Source organism: Jilunia laotingensis (assembly GCF_014385165.1).
GTDB lineage: Bacteria > Bacteroidota > Bacteroidia > Bacteroidales > Bacteroidaceae > Bacteroides > Bacteroides laotingensis.
The window spans coordinates 1,467,383-1,486,682 of sequence record NZ_JACRTF010000001.1 but is presented as its reverse complement, the minus strand read 5'-3'; the positions used below and the strand labels follow the sequence as shown (position 1 = coordinate 1,486,682).

Here is a 19,300-nt window from a genome sequence, read left to right as displayed (position 1 = left end):
GTGACATCCATGCAAAAGAATCTTGAACAATGAAATGTCCACCGAACTTTAGTACAAGAACATAAAATGTTTTTTAAGTAGGCCGACAATCTGTTTCTGTAATATTCCGGGTTGGATCGGTTTAGATGTATAAGCATTGAATCCGCTATCCAATATATGTTGTTCGTCTTCGGCATAAGCAAAGGCGGTCACTGCCATGACTGGAATATCGGTAGATATTTCACGTATCTTCCGGGTGGCTTCATAACCGTTCATTTTTGGCATACTTATGTCCATTAAAACAAGATGTGGATTATGTTCTTTGAATAGTTCTACGGCTTCTTCTCCGTCCCACGCATGGATAAGGTTGTATTCTTTCTTTAGGACAGATTCGAATAGCTTGTAATTGCTTTCGTTATCTTCTGCGATCAATATGGTAAGTTTCTCTTTGCTGTCGATCGAACGGATGATGGCATGTTCTCCATTTTCTCCGATGTTCGTTTTATTCACTTGAAGATAAGGCAATGTAAACCAGAATGTGCTTCCTTCCCCGGCTTTGGAATTTACACCGATTTTCCCTCCCATGCCTTCAATGATGGTTTGGCAAATGGATAGCCCCAGCCCTGTACCTTGTGCAAAGGTATTGAGTTTGACGAACCGTTCGAATACCGAGCTGATTTGGTCTTCAGATATGCCGCAGCCTGTGTCGCTTACATAGAAATAGAGCGTATTGTCATTTTGCAGAGTATAACCGAATTCGATGCTTCCTTGTTTGGTAAATTTCATGGCGTTATTGAGCAAGTTGGTGACTACCTGCGTCAAGCGGTTTTTGTCGGTGCTGATGTAGCATTCGGGCATTGTACATTTATATGAAATCAGGACATCTTCTGTTTTATTTCGCATTTTGGCAGATTCTTCCATATTGAGGAACAGTTCATTGACATCTACATTGCTGTACATGAATTCGATCACGCCTGCTTCAATCTTGGAGAGATCGAGTATATCGTTGATAAGTTGGAGCAATAAATTGTTGTTGTTTTCAATGATCTGTACATATTCCTGTTTTTCTTCTTCCTCATTATCCTCTGCTGTGGCTAGTATACCGGAGAAACCAACGATGGCATTCAGCGGGGTACGGATTTCATGACTCATGTTAGCTAGGAAGGCCGATTTCAGGCGATTGGACTCTTCCGCTTTTTCTTTAGCTTTTATCAGGTCGTCTTCCATCGCTTTTCGTTTGGTAATCATTAAAGACGATCCGACAAGGGTTTTGGCTTTGCCGGTCGAATCCCGTTCGTCAACAGTAGCTTGTACTTCCACCCATTCATAATGGAGTGAATTCCCCTTTTTAGAAATCACCCGGAACTCTTCCTTGATTTTAGAGACTTCTCCATCGATAAGCTTTTGATAGGAGGCTTTCACGCGGTCTATGTCTTGTTTGCAGATATTAGAAAAATAGCAGGAATCCGGTACGGATAATAGCTGTTCGCTGGTAGGATTGCTTTTACTGATTTCGACAGGACGGTTGACATCGCATAAAATCAATTTCTTTTCCAGATCCCATTTCCAAGGAGTTATATTGGCCACATCGAGGGCAGCGGAAAGTTTATGGTTGGCAGAACGTAGCATCTGTTGCGTCTGTGCCAGTTCGGTATTGTTCACGCAGAAAACGTCGACAAAACCTTTTTTAGTGGAGTGACTAATGATGACAGTAAGATAAGTTTGGTTATGTTCCACATAATATTGGAAGGAGATCTCTTTTTTATCGTTCAAAGAATTGTACAAGTCCATCAGTCCATCATGTTGTTTACCGATTTCGCTGTATTTTTTTCCTATGATTTTGTGGCTTGGTGTAATATATTGTTCGAAGGACGGATTTACCTTCCTGTAAATAAAATCGGTAATATGTCCGTCTTTATCGTAAATCAGCTCTTCTTTGATATAAATGATCGGCATGTTTTCAAACAGGTTGTTATATTCGTCCATTGCAGCCAGTCGTGCTTCCCGTTCTTTTGCTATCTTTTTTTGCCAAAAAACATATAAGCAAAATGCAAGAAGACAAATCAAGACAATGTAATACCAGTTCTTTTCTAATTTTTCCACCAGTGTAGGAGGTTCATTGTAGAAGTAAGTGTCGGATGGACAACGGTCTATGTCCAGTCCCAGATTTATGAGGTCGGGATAATTCATGATCGGTCCGGGATGTGGCATTCTTACCACACGTACGCCTGCTTTATGAGGATTGTCTAGCTCTTGCTTTATGGTGCCCAGTAATTTTTCATTTAAAATGTCGTCTTTGTGGTAAACCCCTCCGATCAATCCGTTGGTTAAAGAAACATGATAGTGGTTCAGTGTGAAGATGGGTACTTTCGAGTAATTGCTCAGTACTTTCGATATATCGGAAGAGAGTATAAGGTTGCCCTGTTGATTCACTTCGCTATACCAGGAAGCATATAGCACACATGATTTTGCTGTCAGTTGTCTCAATGAGTCTATCAAGTCATCATTTGTAATGTCTCCGGCAATTAAGTGGCGTACATGTACGTCCGGATACTGGCTTTTCATGGTTTCATTGACCTCTTCCCGGTATTGGGCATTGATATAATGTCTGTCCGACATAAAAACAACCTCTTCCATATCCGGCTTGAGTGTTTTCATCAGTTCCAATGTTTCTTTAACATAACAGGGGGTATGGAAAATAGTCAATGGCAAATTGCTTTGATAACTATCTATCGGTATTCTTTCGTCTTGTGGCACGAAGGTCTTTTCCAGATATGCTTTCTGAGGACTGAAATAATCTTTCTTGCTACAAATGATGATAGGTATACTTTTCCAATATCTTTCTATCTCTTCATTCAATAACATCCAAGCCGATGCTCCTAATATGATGATCATTTTGGGAGTTAGTCCCGCGTATTTTTCTCTGAATTGTTGTTTGTATGCTTGCAAGGCTTCATTGTCATTGATAGTAAGCATATTCATATGCTCCGTATATAAATGTATGTGTTTTTCGGTCTGTGCTGTATATTCCAAATATATCGGTGTAATGAGGTTGTCGCTCCATTGGGTGTTGGAGGCATAGGAATTGATTATCAGGATCGTATTGGATGAGGCGTTCGTCGGGATGGAAGAAGCAAAATTTAAAGAGGGGAACAGAGCCAGCATGAGGACAACTGACAGTACTATTTTCTTAATTTCTAAAGCCATCATAATGATTATTTTGTTTTGTTGCTGATTAACAATCAGCGAATATAGCCTTATTTTTCCTTATAAATAAGTTAATTAACAATACATTCTCATCCGATAAGTAAAAAAATAACGTGTTAATAGATTATAACACGTTATTTATCAATAGCTTTAGTATAAAATATATTGTTTTATTTTTTCACATGCGGATAGTCAATTGTGTAATGCAATCCACGGCTTTCCTTACGTTCCATCGCCTGACGCATGATGAGGTATCCCACATTGATCATGTTTCTCAGTTCGCAAATCTCTTTCGAAGCCACGCTTCGTTTGAAGAGGCTCTCAGTCTCCTCGTAAAGTATGTCAAGACGATCCCATGCACGTTTCAGACGAAGGTCACTGCGGACAATACCCACATACGTACTCATGATCTGGTTCACCTCTTTCATGCTCTGTGTTATCAATACCATCTCTTCCGGTGAACGGGTTCCTTCATCGTTCCATTCGGGGATAGCATCGTTATAGTCATATTGATCGAATACTTGCAGGCTGTGTTTGGCAGCTGCATCTGCATAGACCACCGCTTCTATCAGTGAGTTCGAAGCCAGACGGTTGCCGCCGTGTAAGCCGGTGCGCGAACACTCGCCTACGGCATACAATCGTTCGATGGACGACTGTGCATTAAGATCTACCTGAATTCCTCCGCAGAGGTAATGTGCTGCCGGGGCCACGGGGATATAATCTTTGGTGATGTCTATGCCCAGGCTGAGACATTTCTCGTAGATATTCGGGAAGTGTTTCTTCGTTTCTTCCGGGTCTTTGTGGGTTACATCCAGATAGACATGATCGTCACCCCGGTTTTTCATTTCATTGTCGATGGCACGTGCCACGATGTCGCGTGGAGCCAGCGAGAGACGCGCATCATATTTTTGCATAAACTCTTTTCCATCCATGGTTCGGAGTACACCGCCATAACCTCGCATTGCCTCCGTGATCAGGAAAGAAGGCCGGTCGCCCGGATGATAAAGTGCGGTTGGGTGGAACTGCACGAACTCCATATCCTTTACCGTACCTTTGGCGCGGTACACCATGGCGATCCCGTCTCCGGTGGCAACCAGTGGGTTGGTGGTCGTTTTGTATACGGAACCTACTCCGCCCGTTGCCATCAAAGTCACTTTTGCCAAATAAGTGTCCACCTTTCCGGTTTTGGGGTCGAGTATGTAGGCACCATAGCATTTGATGTCCGGGGTCTGCCGTGTGACATTCACTCCCAGATGGTGTTGGGTCAGTATTTCGATGGCAAAATGATTTTCAATCACAGTGATGTTAGGGTGCCGTTGTACGGCTTTGATGAGGCTGTCCTGTATTTCAGCTCCCGTGTTATCTTTGTGGTGGAGGATGCGGAATTCCGAATGGCCGCCTTCGCGGTGCAGGTCGAATTCGCCCTTTTCGTTTTTGTCGAAGTCCACTCCCCAGTTGATAAGTGCGTCGATTTGTGCGGGTGCTTCCCGTACGACTTTTTCTACGGCGGCACGGTCGCTGATCCAATCACCCGCAATCATTGTGTCCTCAATGTGTTTTTCGAAATTGTCTACTAACAGGTTGGTGACAGAGGCTACCCCTCCTTGTGCGAAAAAGGTATTTGCCTCTTCCAAACCGCTCTTACAGATAAGCGCAACTTTTCCTTTGTGTGCCACTTTCAGGGCAAAACTCATTCCGGCGATACCGGAACCGATGACGAGGAAATCGAACTTTTTAACCATAATCTTAATGTTTATTACCGCAAAACTACAAAATAACTGTTTTCATTGTACTTTTCGTTGTCATTAATTCATAAAATTGCTAACTTGGCACCAAAATTCTGACAAAATGAATAGAATATTCCATGCCCGTATTGCTTGGTATCAATATTTAATACTGATTATTTTAGGTGCCAATACATTTGCACTTTTGTGGATGAAGCATATTTTACTTGCTTTGCTCATGGCGTTAGCCTTAATCGTAATTATAGAAATGGTGATCCATACTACCTATACTGTCACCTCTGGGAATGAACTGATCCTGTCCTACGGTCGTTTTACCCGCAAAAAGATTATCCCGATTAAAGAGATTGTTTCCATGGAGAAATGCCACTCGATGAAGTTTGGCAATTTCTCGGTGACGGAGTACGTACTGATTCAGTACGGCCGGGAAAAATATGCTTCGGTAGTTCCGGTCAAGGAACGGGAATTTATGGAGTTGGTGGAGAAACGGAGAATGAAAGAAGAACAACCTATTAATAAATAATAATATGAAATACCAGGTAATGATTATTGGCGGTGGCCCTGCGGGCTATACGGCTGCCGAAGCTGCCGGCAAAGCCGGACTTAGTGTGGTGCTTTTTGAAAAGCAGAATTTAGGAGGGGTATGCTTGAATGAAGGATGTATCCCGACCAAAACCTTATTGTATTCGGCTAAAACCTATGACGGGGCAAAACATGCCTCAAAATATGCGGTGAACGTACCCGAGGTTTCTTTCGACCTGTCGAAGATTATTGCGCGTAAGAGCAAAGTCGTGCGTAAGCTGGTATTGGGAGTGAAAGGAAAGCTTACTTCCAATAATGTAACGATTGTGACCGGTGAGGCACAGATAATAGATAAAAACACGGTTCGTTGCGGTGAAGAGACGTATGAGGGTGACAACCTTATCATCTGCACCGGCTCCGAAACGTTCATTCCGCCCATTGCAGGCATACAAGCGGTGGATTACTGGACGCACCGGGATGCACTCGACAATAAGGAACTGCCTGCTTCACTGGCAATTGTCGGGGGCGGAGTTATCGGTATGGAATTTGCTTCCTTCTTCAATAGTCTTGGTGTACAGGTTACGGTCATCGAGATGTTGGACGAGATATTGGGAGGAATGGACAAAGAACTTTCTGCCCTTCTTCGTGCCGAATATGCTAAACGGGGGATTAGATTCCTGCTGAGTACCAAGGTTGTTTCTCTTTCCCAAAGCGAGGAAGGTGCTGTCGTGGCATATGAGAATGCCGAAGGTGCGGGAAGCGTTGTAGCGGAGAAACTATTGATGAGCGTAGGTCGTCGTCCGGTTAGCAAAGGTTTCGGCTTGGAGAATCTGGGCTTGCAGCTCACTGAACGAGGTAATGTAGCAGTTGATAATAAGATGCAAACCTCCGTACCGGGCGTATATGTTTGTGGTGACCTGACCGGTTTCTCGCTCCTTGCACATACTGCCGTCCGCGAAGCGGAAGTAGCGGTACATGCTATTTTAGGCAAAGAAGACACCATGAGCTATCGGGCTATTCCCGGTGTGGTATATACCAATCCCGAAATTGCGGGTGTGGGGCAGACGGAAGAGAGCCTGCTTGCCAAAGGCATTCCCTACCATGCGGTTAAGCTTCCTATGGCCTATTCCGGTCGCTTCGTAGCCGAGAACGAAGGAGTGAATGGAGTGTGCAAGATCCTGATTGGTGAGGACAAGACCATTCTGGGTGCCCATGTGCTTGGCAATCCTGCTTCTGAGATTATCACCCTTGCAGGAATGGCGGTGGAATTGAAGCTGACAACTACGGAATGGAAGAAGATCGTATTTCCTCATCCGACGGTTGCCGAAATATTCAGGGAGGGCTTGTAAAGCCCCGTTCCTAAAATAGAATCTTTTTAGACGCGGATTACACAGATAACACAGCTTTTGTAGATTAAAAAGTCGTGCAATCTGTGTAATCCGTGTTTAAAAGGAATATAGATAATGGCTTTTGACATTTACGATCCGATAAATATAAATTTTATGCGCAGAATCCTCTTGTTACTTATTTTATCTGTTTCGTTTTCTCTCTTATGGGCACAAGCAGATGTTTCTTCAAAAATAGATTACCTTATAAAAGGATTGCCTGCCGGCTCCGAAGTAGGTATTTCCGTGTTCGACTTGACGGCAAAGAAGCCGGTATATACGTACCGCGATACCAAACTCTGCCGGCCGGCTTCGACAATGAAGCTTCTCACAACGATTACGGCTCTTTCCCGTCCCGATGCCGATGAGCCGTTTCGTACGGAAGTCTGGTATAAAGGAATCATCGAACAGGATACTTTGCGTGGCGATCTGTATGTGATAGGAGGTTTCGATCCTGAATTTGATGACCAAAGCCTCGATACTTTGGTCGATAAAGTCATTACTTATCCTTTTTCTGCTATCGATGGTAGAGTCTACGGTGATATTTCCATGAAAGACTCCCTGTATTGGGGACATGGTTGGGCGTGGGACGATACGCCGGCTGCTTATCAGCCCTATCTCTCACCATTGATGTATCATAAAGGGATGGTCACCGTAACGGTTACTCCGTCCGTAGAGCGTGGTGAAGCGGCTAGTGTGGTCTGCGACCCGGCATCTTCGTACTATACCCTTACAAACACTACCCGGACACGTACTCCTTCTGCCGGGAAATTTGAACTTACCCGTGGATGGCTTGAAAATAAGAATAATCTTATGGTCAGCGGTAATGTGGAAAACAGGCATAGTTCGGATATCAATGTTTTTTCATCGCAGGATTTCTTCATGCATGTTTTTTCGGAGCGACTGAAAGATAGGGGAATGGAGATTCCGTTTGGATATGCTTTTGCTGCTTTCACTCCCGACAGTCTTTCCACTTGTATGGTTCGTTATGAACGTCCAGTTCAAGAGGTGGTCAACCAGACCATGAAAGAAAGCGATAATCTCAGTGCCGAAGCTTTGTTGTGCCGTCTCGGAGCCCAGGCTACCGGAAAGAAACACATTTCTGCCAAAGACGGGATTGCTGAAATCAATAAACTCATTCGGCAACTGGGGCACCAGCCTGCTGATTATAAAATCGTTGATGGTTGTGGCCTTTCCAACTACGATTACCTCTCCCCTGCCCTGTTGGTCGATTTCCTCAAATTTGCTTATTCCCGTACCGATGTATTCCGGAAGCTTTATAAATCCCTGCCCGTAGCCGGTATCGATGGTACCTTAAAATACCGGATGAAGCAGACTAAAGCTTACAAAAACGTGCATGCCAAGACTGGTTCTTACACTGCTATCAATGCTTTGGCAGGCTACTTAAAAGCTTCCAACGGACATGATATCGCTTTTGTCATCATGAATCAGAATGTTCTTTCTGCTGCCAAAGCGCGAGATTTTCAGGATAAGGTTTGTGGGGTGCTTTGTGAGTTTTGATTGTATGTTTTCTTTTCGCTAGCACATATACTTTGCTATCAATAGAAATAGGTTTAGTTTGTTTTGGCTGCTGTATAGACAAAAGAATGAACTAAACCTTACCCTATAATAAATTCTTCAATTCTTCTATATCCGGTAATGCTTTACGAAGTCGTTCCGGCATATCTTCGGATGCACGGTAAGTAGCAACTCCCATTGGCTTGTTATAATCACGAACTGCAAATTCTACAAAGGTTTGGTTCATTTCTCTGCAAAGTATTATTCCGATAGAGGGATTTTCGTGTGGCTTTCTCACATATGAATCCAAAGCGGAAAGATAAGTATTCAGTTGTCCTAAATACGAAGTACGAAATTTCCCGGACTTCAATTCTACCGCTACCAAAGAATTGAGTTCTCGATTGAAAAACAACAAATCAATGAACATTTCTTCTTCTGCCACCTCAATACGGTATTGATTACCTATAAAGCTAAAATCCTGACCAAAAGTCATAATAAACCTCTTCACGTTAGCGACAATTGTTTTTTCTATAACACGCTCGTTTATGTCCTCTTCCCGCTCATCCAGTTCTTCTATATTGATAAAGTCTAACAAGTAATCATCTTTGAAAGAACAGATAGCTTTAATTGCCTGTTTCGTATCGGGCAGTGTTTGGGCAAAATTGTTGGGCAACGCTCCCCGATGATGGTAAAGGTCGGCTTTCAAATAATCCCTCAAAGTGTATTTGTTCCAATATCGAGTGGCACATTCATGTATATAGAACATTCTCGCATCTAATGTTTTAGCCTTAGCGATGATTTCCGTATGGTGACTGAAACCTATTGATAAGAAATCAGTCCAGTTAAAATCATCCGCCACTGGCTGATGAATTGTCATTAGCAATAATTTTTCATTCAGTACTAAATCATCAGCTAGCGGCTGATGATTTAAAACATTGTTCCATTCTTCGTAGAATATGCGCATATTCCTTATGCTGGTTGCAGAAAATCCCCTCAATCCCGGAAGCTCTTTTTGCAACATCGCAGAGATCTGTTCTATCGCTCCTTTACCCCAAAAGTCTTTACGGGAGTTTTCCGAAACATACCGCCCAATACCATAATACAAAGAGAGCTGCTCTTTATTCACTGATGCGGCAGCACGGTACTGACTGCGTAAAATAGCAGCCTTTATGTTTTTTACTGCTTCTATATAGTTCTGATTTATATTCATTTTGTTCTTCTTTGGATGCAAAAGTACGAAAATAAAACAGAGAATCAATAAATTGGTTTCCAAAACTAATAAATTAAAAATGAAAAGGTTATCTTTGTAAGCACATAGATCAAGATGCGACATTCACACCCCAATTTATAACAAAAGGAGAATGCTGGATTTGAATTTAATTTTGATTTTCATGTAGCTGGTAAAAAGAGTGAGTTGATGATAAAATCTTTTAATTCTTTAAATCAGGGTTTAGTAAAGCGTTTCCTGTTTAGTTGGTAAGATATAAATGAGCCTAAAAAAGAATATGTTGATGCCTTTAAATCTAAGAATGCAGATATTCTTTTTGGGAGTTTGAGAAATATGAAAAAATATTCTGATAAATTAAAAAATGGCATAATTTTAATGAACAGTACTATTTGAGAATTATTTCTTACATTTCTTTTCTTATTATCTTTTTCCATAACTTCTTTATCCAACAGTTGGTAGGTGGCTGTTCTAAGGACATGTAAAGTTTATGATAGCTATCTTCCAGTATCCTATCATGTTCCTCTATCATTTCAAGCAACTTATTCAACTGGGATATTTCTTCTTCTTGTCGTTGGATTTCCTTTTTTTGCAGATTGACAATTTCCAGATATAATTCGGAGATTTTCCATTGGTTGCTGTATAGGTTAAACAAGGAACTGATGTATTCTCTTGTGGGTGTTACCTGATGTTGGCTTAAGAATTCCTGAATACTCTCATCGTCTACGGTGAAAGTATTTTCAATGGAGGATATAGCGATTTCTTTCATTTCCGCCCAGATACGTATATCTTCTGCCTCGACACCGTACTTGCGTGCAGCTTCATTTATGCTGATCCATTTTGGCATAGCATCCTTTTTATTTATCAGTTCTACAAAGGGAGAGAAATAGTGTTCTGAATTTATGGAACAACGAGTGTCCTTGCATTTTATCCTTTGCCGATGCAAGGGGGGGATGTATCTGTGCGGATATAAAAAAAGCATGGACACTGTTGAACCACTATCTGTGTTCTAGGTCTTAGCAAACCCGTTTACAAGATAATGATAACAACAGAAATCCACGCCAAGCGATTATATATAACATATCTTTAACTGATATGTTGATACACAGTCATCTTACGTGGAGTATCTGTTGTATCATCTCTCTGTAAACCAAAAGGTGCTAAGTTTCGAACACAAGAGACAATACGTTATTTACTCCAATAATTTAGTAAAAACAACTTTTCGCCTATTTCATCACGTTGATGGGCGAAAAGCATAGGGCAAAGATAAATGTTTTTTCTGGATTGTGGTGAAGTTTGTTGGAAAATTATTGATGATAAGCGATTTATATTTGGAATTTCATCAATCATATTCAAATGGCTACACCTGCGGAGCTATGACTAATAGGAGTTTATAGTGTAATATCCTATTAAGATTTTACATTTATCACACTAAGCAGGTATCTGCCCGGTAATTTGATTTTGCCACAACTGTTGCGTAGGTTACTGAAACCTTTCCAGACGGGATTGCCTATGATGCCGTAATTGCTTTTGCGGATGATGGCGTATTGTTCCGAAGGTGGGATGTGATAGTGTAACAGATTGCATAACAGCCCTTCATAATTCCTGGGAATGCCGTCGGCAGGTGGTTGTAAGGTATTGATGAATTCCTGTGTCCATTGTTTCCGTCCGGAAGGATATCCGGTTTCAGTTTTCTCAGGAGAAATCTCCTCTTCTCTATCGTCATTTTCAACCTCTTCTCCGGCTGTGCCGGCATTCTTCCCCTTGGGGGGAACAGGAGGGGGGAGTTCTTTGCTATTCTCTGCTATTCTTTGCTGTGCTATGCTATGCTTTGCTATGCTATGTGTACCGGATGTAACATTTTCGGTGCTAAATGTAACATTTTGAATTTTCGTTCTTTTTTCATCCGCTTCTCCATCCTTTGCTTTACTGCTTGATTTTCTGCTGTTTGACGGTTGAAGGCCTGCGAGTTCGGCATCGGAGAGCAAGCAGTAATCAGCATTCATTTGAGAAGCTTTTCGCCGTTTGGTGCTGAAGAGATATTGCCGTTGAATTTCAGCGGAAGTCAGTATCCCGAACCGACTGAAGAGTGAAGTGTCGAATATTCCATATTCCACTGCCAGGCAAATGATGCGTTTCACGCCTTCTCCGCTTTTTTCAAAGAGACTGGCTGCCAGGTCTTCGTAAAATAAAGTGTCTGCCCGTACAAAATACCCTTCGCCTGCATAGATGTACGAAAGAGCATTGAACAAGACGGCAAAAGCGCCGTCTCCTTCTTGTCTCATGATGCGCCGCACACTGCGGTCTTGTGTAAAATCGGTATTCATGGGGAAATAGTCCAATCCCCGTTTTTTTATTCTTGACATGTTTCTTTCCTTTCTTTTTTCTCAGTATCCCCTCTCTCCTTTTCCTTTTTTAATTCTTCCTTTTAATTCTCTTCTTTCTCCAAGTCCTCATCCCATCTTTTCCTTCTTTTTCGTTCTATACTTTCGGCAACCACTTGCAAGGCGTGGGAGATAAGTTCCATCCGTGTTTCCCGATCTGCTATACGAGTGATGACAGGATAATTCCTGTTTGCTATTTGGGTACTTCTCACCGTGACATAACGGTCGCGACTGACCACTTTGCGGCACTCTTTGCAATAGTTGTCACGGTGCTGTTTACTATTCACGTAGAATGATTCCTCCGGGAGTTCTTTTTTGCAACATCCACAGATGTAACGAGTTTGATTCATCGAGTTTTCCATGTTAATTTTCATTTTTTAAATTGTTGGTAATTCGTTTATTTTTGTTTTGCCGGGTATTAATAGTTATCATGTCAGATATTAATAGCCATTGTGCCAAGTATTAATGGCTAATGTGTTGGGTATTAAAGGTGATCGCGATGAGTAGCTATTACTATCACGTGCGATGCCTATGACTGGCTTGGAGATCATTTATGTCCGGCAAACGGACAGTCTTCGGCTGTTTCTTTAATCTTTCGTAAACTTTTTGCTGTTTTTCATAGCTGTTCTATTTTTAATTTATAATTTTGAAACAAATTAGTGATTTGTTTGTCACAAATATAATACTGTTTTCGTATAGAAAACAAATATTCTTGAGAGTTAATCATAAAATAAACTATAATCGATTATCGATTAGTTGATTATGAGTTTATAAATATTTACATTATTAAAAGGGAGTGAGATGGATACGATTTTGGATGTTACAGGGATTGTAAAGCGTGCCAAACTGGCCTTGGGATTTAAGAATGATAGCGAACTAGCAAGCTATTTGGGGGTTTCACGAGGTACTGTATCGAATTGGTGTGCTAGGAACCGGATTGATTTTCCTCTGTTACTGAATAAACTGAATGACGTAGATTTGAATTGGTTGTTGGTTGGAAAAGGAAATCCCCACCATTTGGCGAAGTTTTGTGAAAGCAAATGGGTGCAGGGCGAAGTGCAGATAATTCACAATCCGAAAACATCGGAAGCAGTGGACGACCGTAGTGTGACTTTGTACGACATCACGGCAGCGGCCAATCTGAAGACTTTGCTCACTAACAAACATCAATATATGCTGGGAAAAATCCAGATTCCCAACATTCCTTCCTGCGATGGTGCAGTATATATCAGCGGTGACAGTATGTATCCCATTCTGAAATCGGGTGATATCGCAGGTTTTAAAGAAATCAGCAGTTTCAACAGCCTTATTTATGGTGAGATGTACCTGGTGTCATTCACCATCGATGGCGATGAATACCTGGCGGTGAAATACGTCAATCATTCAGAGAAGGAAGGCTGCATCAAACTTGTCAGCTATAATCCGCATCACGACCCGATGGATATCCAGTTCAGTTGCATTAATGCGATGGCAATTGTGAAATTCTCCATCAGGAGGCATATGATGCTGTGATGCCAATTAATAATTAATAATTAATAATCGGAGGGGGATACAAAGGGAATAAAAATAAGGAAGAATTGAGAAAGAATTGAAATAGGTCACTATATATTGCGACTTTATCCCATCCTTCCCAGTTCTCCCCCATTCCTGTCTTCGTTTTTAATTATTAATTTTTAATTATTAATTATTTCGTGTATTCCGCCCAATTCGTATTCTTCATGTCTCCGCTTTTTGCCAATTCAGCATGCATGCCGAGGGCAGCAGGGATGAAATGAGGAGTTTGAGCTTTGTTTCCGGCTAATTTGAGATAATCCCAAAGGAGCTGTTTGTAATCCGGATGGGCACAATTTTCGATAATGGCCTGTGCGCGCTCTTTCGGACTCTTTCCGCGAAGATCGGCTACACCCTGTTCGGTGATGACGATATTTACCGAGTGTTCGCTGTGATCCTGGTGCGATACCATCGGGACGATGGCGCTGATCTTGCCCTCTTTGGCAACAGACGGACAGGTAAAGATAGAGATGTAGGCATTGCGGGTGAAATCTCCTGAACCACCGATACCGTTCATCATCTTCGTTCCGCTGATGTGGGTAGAGTTCACGTTGCCGTAAAGATCCACTTCAATGGCGGTATTGATGGAGATGATGCCTAAACGGCGAACAATTTCCGGGCTGTTGGAGATTTCCGACGGGCGGAGTACCAATTTGTCGCGGAAGAAATCCATATCGTCATAGACACCTTGCAGGCAGTCGTTGGTTACGGTCAGTGAGCAGGCGCTGCCGAACTTCACGCGGCCGTCGCGAATCAGCCCGATCACGGAATTTTGGATAACTTCTGTGTACATTTCGAACGGAGGGATCGTCTTATCACGGCCTAAAGCACCCAGTACAGCGTTGGCAATGTTTCCCACGCCCGACTGCAACGGCAGGAAGGTAGAAGGAATGATGCCGCGTTTCATATCGGCTGCAAGGAAGTCGGCTACGTTCTGACCGATCTTGTCTGTCAGCGGATCGGCTTCTGCAAACGAACGTGCCTCGTCCGGCCAGTTGGTTTCAACCACACCGACAATCTTCTTCGGATCTACTTGAATGTAAGGCAGTCCGATGCGGTCGCTCGGTTTGTAAATAGGTATTTCACGGCGGTAAGGCGGGTCGAGCGGTTCGTAAACGTCGTGTATACCCATCATGTTCTTGCTGTGGGCGCTGTTCAACTCAACAATGATCTTATCTGCCAGGCGGCAAACCGTAGGAGCGATACCGCCAGCGGCTGTCAGGTAAATTTTTCCATCGGGAGTGACTTCACAAGCTTCGATGATAGCTACATTTACATTTCCCATGAATCCGTAGCGGACTTCCTGTGCCATCTGAGACAGGTGAATGTCGTTGTAAGCTATCTCACCGTTGTTCACCGCTTTGCGGAAGTCGGTGTTCGTGGTATAAGGGGCACGATAACGGATGGCTTTGGCGCGCGACAATATGCCGTCGCAAGAGTCACCTGTAGAGGCACCTGTAAAGATACCGATCTGGAAAGGGTTGCCTTTCGCATGTTCCGCTTCTGCTATTTTAGCAATTTCAGCCGTAACGGCTTTGGCTGTACCAGCGGGGGTAAAACCACTAAGACCAATGTTGTAGCCATGTTTAACAAGGCTGGCAGCTTCTGCTGCCGAGATAAAATTGAGTGCCATATAAATAGTATATTTTCGTGTTAGAATGTACGTCTCTAATATTTTCTCCGTAAGATTTCCGACCAGATGATGGCGCGTCTCGCCTCTTCGGCAGAACGTATGGAGTACTCGTTCCCGTTGTTTTCGGCCGTTTCCTTCGTTTTTGTTTTCTTTGGAGGAGGAATAGTGCCCTTTATCGTTCTGACTCCTTCTTTGGGGAGAGGTTTCAGGGTAACTGGCTTGGCAGGAGCCGGTTTAACTTCCGGCATTTCGAACACGACCGGTTCCTCCGGTTCATATTCATCAAACTCCGGTTCGGGCAACGGCATTTGGTTTTCGGGCTTTCGAGCTTTCTCTTTGTTCACTTGTTTGAAAATGCCAAAAGCGATAGTGCCTGCTACAATAAGAAATTTAAAAACATCTTCCATATATATTAGGATTAGTTCGCCAAAGGTAATTATTTAAAATCAGAAAAAGAACACTGGGGCATAATAAATCGGGATATCTTTGCTAAAGTTTTGCTCATCTATGCATTTGTTTTAACTTTGCCTATATTCTATTTTGTATTCGTTGATGGTGGAAACGATCAGATTGTTCAATATATGGGCGATTTTGGCTATAGCGACATATCTTTTTGTGTCGTGTCAGCCCGCTACTCCCTCGCATTCGCTTTTGTTACGGGTCGATAGCCTGATGGATACTCATCCCGATAGCGCTCTGCGATTGTTAGAAAGTATATCCCATCCCGAAAATTTGCATCCGGCTGATTATGGTGAGTATGCTTTGTTATTAATGCAGGCAAAAGATAGGAATTACACAAGGGCTACTGACGATTCCCTCATCCGTTCTGCTGTGGCATATTATCAGAATGGTTCGGATAAGGAGCGGGAAGCGAAGGCTTATTATTACTTGGGGCGTGTATACGAAAATTCCGATCGGGGAACTGAGGCGGTCGAGGCTTTTTTGCATGCAGCTCGTGTGATGCCGGATCAGATGAAATCTGTCTATTTGGGAGTGACATATGAAAGGCTGGGCAAATGCCTTCGTAAACAGAAATTCTATAAGCTGTCTCTGGAGATGTATAAAAAGGCACAAGTGGCTTATGTTGGAAGTCCTCGGTTTGAAAAAGAGGGTACATATAGAACTTTGAAGGATATTTCTGTTGTATATATATTCTTAAATAAGTATGACAGTGCTTCTTACTATGCCCAAAAGTGTTTGGGCTTTGCTGTGGAGCAAAGAGTGGCGAAATGGATTTCCGGTTCTTACCACACCCTGGCACAAGTGTATTTTATGAAAAAAGAATACGAAAAGGCAGATCAAGCTATTTCCCAATCTATACAGATCAAACTTGATAGTTTGAAAGGGGATAAAGAAAATCTTGCAAGGGCTTATTGCTGGAAAGGTATTTTCTTAAACAAATTAAATAAAGTGGATTCTGCCCGTTATTATTTGAATTTGGGTCATGCTATGTCATCAAAAATAGATTTAGGTTATTATAAACAGATGTACGAAATAGAAAGAGATGCAGGGCAATGGAAAGAAGCAGCTTGGTCGGTCGACCGATCCATAAAGTTGCGTGATTCAATTAATCGATCGGTAGATTATGAAAAAATGAGCCGGGTTATTGCCCGATATAAGGCGGATTTGGAAGAAAATGCTTGGGAACCGCTTCGAGAGAGGAAATGGCTTTGGGTGGCAGGAGGTGTTGTTTGCGTTCTTTGTATTGCAATAATCTCATATAAAGTTTACTTAGGTAGGAAAATAAAAATAAATTGTCGAGTTGGATCTATTAAACCTACAAAGGAACATTTTGTGTTTAATGAAAACGTGTTTATAAATTGTCTTAATAACTTTCAGACTGCGGAAACGGCTAAAGAATTGGCAATGTTATCCAAGAAGCCAAAAGATGAAGAAATTAAACTAAGCAAAGACGTCCGTATGCAAATGACCTGTATTCTCCATGATTTTTTTTCAGATGTCATAAAAGAATTGCAGCATAATTTCACGCAGTTGTCAGAGGAGGATGTAACTCTATGTATATATTTATTGCTTGGAATCCCTAAGAAGGTTATTTTGGCATGTACAGGTACGAGTGATAATGCTTATCGGTCGAGAATGAAACGAATACGTCAGAAGATGGGACAAGATAAATTCGATTGGGTGATGTCTTTAAGAAGACCGGATTAACGACATATAATCATTCGATAGTTTGATGCTTGGCTATATAATCGGGCATCAAATTGCAGTTGACACAATATTGACACAAAAAAATGGAGTTCTTTATTTCAAAATCGCTTTCTTTGTAAGAAACTTAAAGTAAAAAAATTATGAAAAACAAAATTGCATTTTTATTGATTGCGGCTGGTTTGTTACTAAGTAACAGTTTATGGGCATCAGTATTGTATGATGAACCTGTGGAATTTATAGATATATTTGAAGATGAAGATGATCCATCATTGCCTATTATTATCGTTTGCTCGAATCCCGAGGTTAATGTAAATCTTACAGATTCTAACTTACATCTTAGCTTTGCGAAATTGCAAGAAGAACTTACAGTAATAATTAAAGAGAAAGAAACGGGTAAAATCATAGGTAAAGAATCTTATTCTGGAGTGGCGGATATTATTTTGAATACAATACTTCCCGATGGGAAAAATTATACGGTGCAGCTGAAAATGAAATGAGTTATACTGTTTCTTTTAGAATATAAAAGGAAATATATCAAAAGTAATTTTTGGGAAGTTGATTATAAATAACCTTTCAAACTTGTGGAAAATGGAGTCATTAATCTTTATTCTTGGAAAAAACAATTTCGACAGTTGTACTGTGTTTGCTTTTATGGTTCGGTATGAGCAAATGCAGTTGAATAGGCTGATGGCATACTAATACTGAACTAACGGGATAATATTTATAACACTATTATCTTACCAAAAAATTAACACATTATTAAACTAAAAACTATATATCATGAAACGACATATATATTTTTTGAGTATTTTGGTTACAGGGTTATTGAATTTAGTCTTTTTATGTGGCTGTTCACCTGACGAAGAAGTTACGAATGACATCCATGAAAAGTTTCAGGAAAATTATGAACAGGCAAAAGCACATAGTGCTACTTTGACCTTATTGAGAAATAAAATAAATATCGCCACAAGGACTTTGGGAAATGTGACTATAGATGTTCGTCGTGAAGAGGCATATCAAACTATTAAAAACGCCTATTTTGAACAAGAAACAGACCCCATGCTACGTACAGAAGCAGCTTATGAATATATTACATTACAGAATCCTACGGCCATTTCCGATGTATATAGAGATTTTGGACATTCTTTTTTGACAATCTTTCAACATTGATAACGCTAGGAAAAGATGAAAATGTCTTGAGAAGACAATTGGAGTCATTATTAAATCGCTATGTTTATGATAGGAATTATAATGTCTATATGGGACTAGCTGCTATAGCACTGGATTCATACGTTTATTGGAGTGATAATATCCATGAACTAAATGGAACAGGTTATAGTGTATTGACGGTTTTCACCTCGATAGTCAAAGCTGATGTTATTTCTGCTGCATCTACTTTAATATATTGTGGAACAGCGGCCTTATGGACAGCAATAGCAACCGGAGGTGCTACCGCTCTTCCCACAATTGGCGCAGTTGCCGGTAAAGCTGCGGTAGGATCGGCAATAGTAGGTGTTTCATGGTTATTTAGATGATGAAGATTCATGAAGATATAAAAGAGATAATGTCCTATTTCATTCCTGTTGTAATTGCTAGTTTACTACAACATGACGGTGAAGATTTTTGGCTTTCATTATTAATAGCTTTTGTATTAGTAATGGTACTTTATCCTATTATAAGATACTGGAGAAAGAGGAGGGCTAAAAGAAGGAAGGACAGGAAATAAGGAACATGATGTTGATGACAGTATCAAAGTGTAATTAGCCTTTTCAAGTTTCGCAAGTACTCTACTTCTTAGTCGGCAAGTGAACAGGTTGATGAGGAAACAAGCTGGATGCTCTTGCAAATGATAAATAATTCGGCTTGTTTTATTATAGTTATGAAATATTTTCTTTGTTTACTTGTACTTGTCGGTTTTCAAAATAGCATTTGCGAAACTTGAGCTATTTAAAAATAGAAGGATTAAGAAGTTTGGACTATAGCAT

The 19,300-nt window shown here is 41.3% G+C and carries 17 protein-coding genes and 1 pseudogene; 10 read left to right on the top strand and 8 right to left on the bottom strand.

Annotated features, from left to right (window positions below; genetic code table 11):
* Positions 1-48 precede the first annotated feature (48 nt).
* On the bottom strand, positions 49-3,189 hold the full coding sequence (locus tag H8744_RS05725) for an ATP-binding protein (RefSeq protein WP_262433924.1): 3,141 nt from the start codon (positions 3,187-3,189) through the stop codon (positions 49-51).
* 167 nt (positions 3,190-3,356) lie between these two features.
* Positions 3,357-4,928, bottom strand: coding sequence for an L-aspartate oxidase (gene nadB / locus H8744_RS05720; RefSeq protein ID WP_262433923.1), 1,572 nt, complete (start codon positions 4,926-4,928; stop codon positions 3,357-3,359).
* Between the two features lie 106 nt (positions 4,929-5,034).
* On the opposite strand from nadB, the gene H8744_RS05715 reads away from it, so the two are divergent.
* The 3 genes from H8744_RS05715 to dacB all read left to right on the top strand — a co-directional run bounded on the left by H8744_RS05715 (position 5,035) and on the right by dacB (position 8,356).
* A complete protein-coding gene (locus H8744_RS05715; protein WP_262433922.1) occupies positions 5,035-5,451 on the top strand; it encodes a PH domain-containing protein in 417 nt (138 codons plus the stop codon).
* 4 nt (positions 5,452-5,455) lie between these two features.
* The gene (lpdA, locus tag H8744_RS05710; RefSeq protein WP_262433921.1) at positions 5,456-6,799 is read left to right on the top strand and encodes a dihydrolipoyl dehydrogenase; all 1,344 of its coding nucleotides are present in this window, start codon (positions 5,456-5,458) and stop codon (positions 6,797-6,799) included.
* Between the two features lie 153 nt (positions 6,800-6,952).
* Positions 6,953-8,356 carry a D-alanyl-D-alanine carboxypeptidase/D-alanyl-D-alanine endopeptidase gene (gene dacB, locus H8744_RS05705; protein ID WP_262433920.1) on the top strand — a complete coding sequence of 468 codons (1,404 nt, stop codon included), beginning with the start codon at positions 6,953-6,955 and terminating at the stop codon, positions 8,354-8,356.
* Positions 8,357-8,459: 103 nt separating this feature from the next.
* Here dacB and H8744_RS05700 read toward each other — a convergent pair whose 3' ends face one another.
* Complete coding sequence (locus H8744_RS05700) at positions 8,460-9,563, bottom strand: PDDEXK nuclease domain-containing protein (protein WP_262433919.1); 1,104 nt, start codon at positions 9,561-9,563, stop codon at positions 8,460-8,462.
* Positions 9,564-9,728: 165 nt separating this feature from the next.
* On the opposite strand from H8744_RS05700, the pseudogene H8744_RS19015 reads away from it, so the two are divergent.
* A pseudogene (locus tag H8744_RS19015) lies at positions 9,729-9,833 on the top strand (hypothetical protein); the annotation flags it as partial.
* Between the two features lie 151 nt (positions 9,834-9,984).
* Here H8744_RS19015 and H8744_RS05695 read toward each other — a convergent pair.
* The 3 genes from H8744_RS05695 to H8744_RS05685 form a co-directional block, all read right to left on the bottom strand.
* Positions 9,985-10,425 carry a hypothetical protein gene (locus H8744_RS05695; RefSeq protein WP_262433918.1) on the bottom strand — a complete coding sequence of 147 codons (441 nt, stop codon included), beginning with the start codon at positions 10,423-10,425 and terminating at the stop codon, positions 9,985-9,987.
* Between the two features lie 562 nt (positions 10,426-10,987).
* On the bottom strand, positions 10,988-11,944 hold the full coding sequence (locus H8744_RS05690) for a DUF4373 domain-containing protein (RefSeq protein ID WP_262433917.1): 957 nt from the start codon (positions 11,942-11,944) through the stop codon (positions 10,988-10,990).
* Between the two features lie 62 nt (positions 11,945-12,006).
* A complete protein-coding gene (locus H8744_RS05685) occupies positions 12,007-12,324 on the bottom strand; it encodes a hypothetical protein (RefSeq protein WP_262433916.1) in 318 nt (105 codons plus the stop codon).
* A gap of 439 nt (positions 12,325-12,763) precedes the next feature.
* Between H8744_RS05685 and H8744_RS05680 the strand changes: the two genes are divergently transcribed.
* Positions 12,764-13,474 (top strand): helix-turn-helix domain-containing protein, encoded by a 711-nt coding sequence (locus H8744_RS05680; protein WP_262433915.1) that lies wholly within the window; start codon positions 12,764-12,766, stop codon positions 13,472-13,474.
* A 172-nt stretch (positions 13,475-13,646) separates the two neighbouring features.
* Here H8744_RS05680 and H8744_RS05675 read toward each other — a convergent pair whose 3' ends face one another.
* Both H8744_RS05675 and H8744_RS05670 read right to left on the bottom strand, forming a co-directional pair.
* The gene (locus tag H8744_RS05675) at positions 13,647-15,146 is read right to left on the bottom strand and encodes a butyryl-CoA:acetate CoA transferase (protein WP_262433914.1); all 1,500 of its coding nucleotides are present in this window, start codon (positions 15,144-15,146) and stop codon (positions 13,647-13,649) included.
* 35 nt (positions 15,147-15,181) lie between these two features.
* On the bottom strand, positions 15,182-15,553 hold the full coding sequence (locus tag H8744_RS05670; protein ID WP_262433913.1) for a hypothetical protein: 372 nt from the start codon (positions 15,551-15,553) through the stop codon (positions 15,182-15,184).
* 184 nt (positions 15,554-15,737) lie between these two features.
* Here H8744_RS05670 and H8744_RS05665 point away from each other — a divergent pair, with 184 nt between their 5' ends.
* The 5 genes from H8744_RS05665 to H8744_RS05645 all read left to right on the top strand — a co-directional run bounded on the left by H8744_RS05665 (position 15,738) and on the right by H8744_RS05645 (position 19,041).
* The gene (locus H8744_RS05665) at positions 15,738-17,315 is read left to right on the top strand and encodes a tetratricopeptide repeat protein (protein ID WP_262433912.1); all 1,578 of its coding nucleotides are present in this window, start codon (positions 15,738-15,740) and stop codon (positions 17,313-17,315) included.
* Between the two features lie 140 nt (positions 17,316-17,455).
* Entirely contained in the window at positions 17,456-17,812 is a 357-nt protein-coding gene (locus H8744_RS05660) for a hypothetical protein (protein WP_262433911.1), read from the top strand.
* A gap of 283 nt (positions 17,813-18,095) precedes the next feature.
* A complete protein-coding gene (locus H8744_RS05655) occupies positions 18,096-18,485 on the top strand; it encodes a hypothetical protein (RefSeq protein ID WP_262433910.1) in 390 nt (129 codons plus the stop codon).
* Between the two features lie 26 nt (positions 18,486-18,511).
* Entirely contained in the window at positions 18,512-18,850 is a 339-nt protein-coding gene (locus tag H8744_RS05650) for a hypothetical protein (RefSeq protein WP_262433909.1), read from the top strand.
* Positions 18,847-19,041, top strand: coding sequence for a hypothetical protein (locus H8744_RS05645; RefSeq protein WP_262433908.1), 195 nt, complete (start codon positions 18,847-18,849; stop codon positions 19,039-19,041). The genes H8744_RS05650 and H8744_RS05645 overlap by 4 nt, the downstream gene beginning before the upstream one ends.
* Positions 19,042-19,300: the final 259 nt, after the last annotated feature.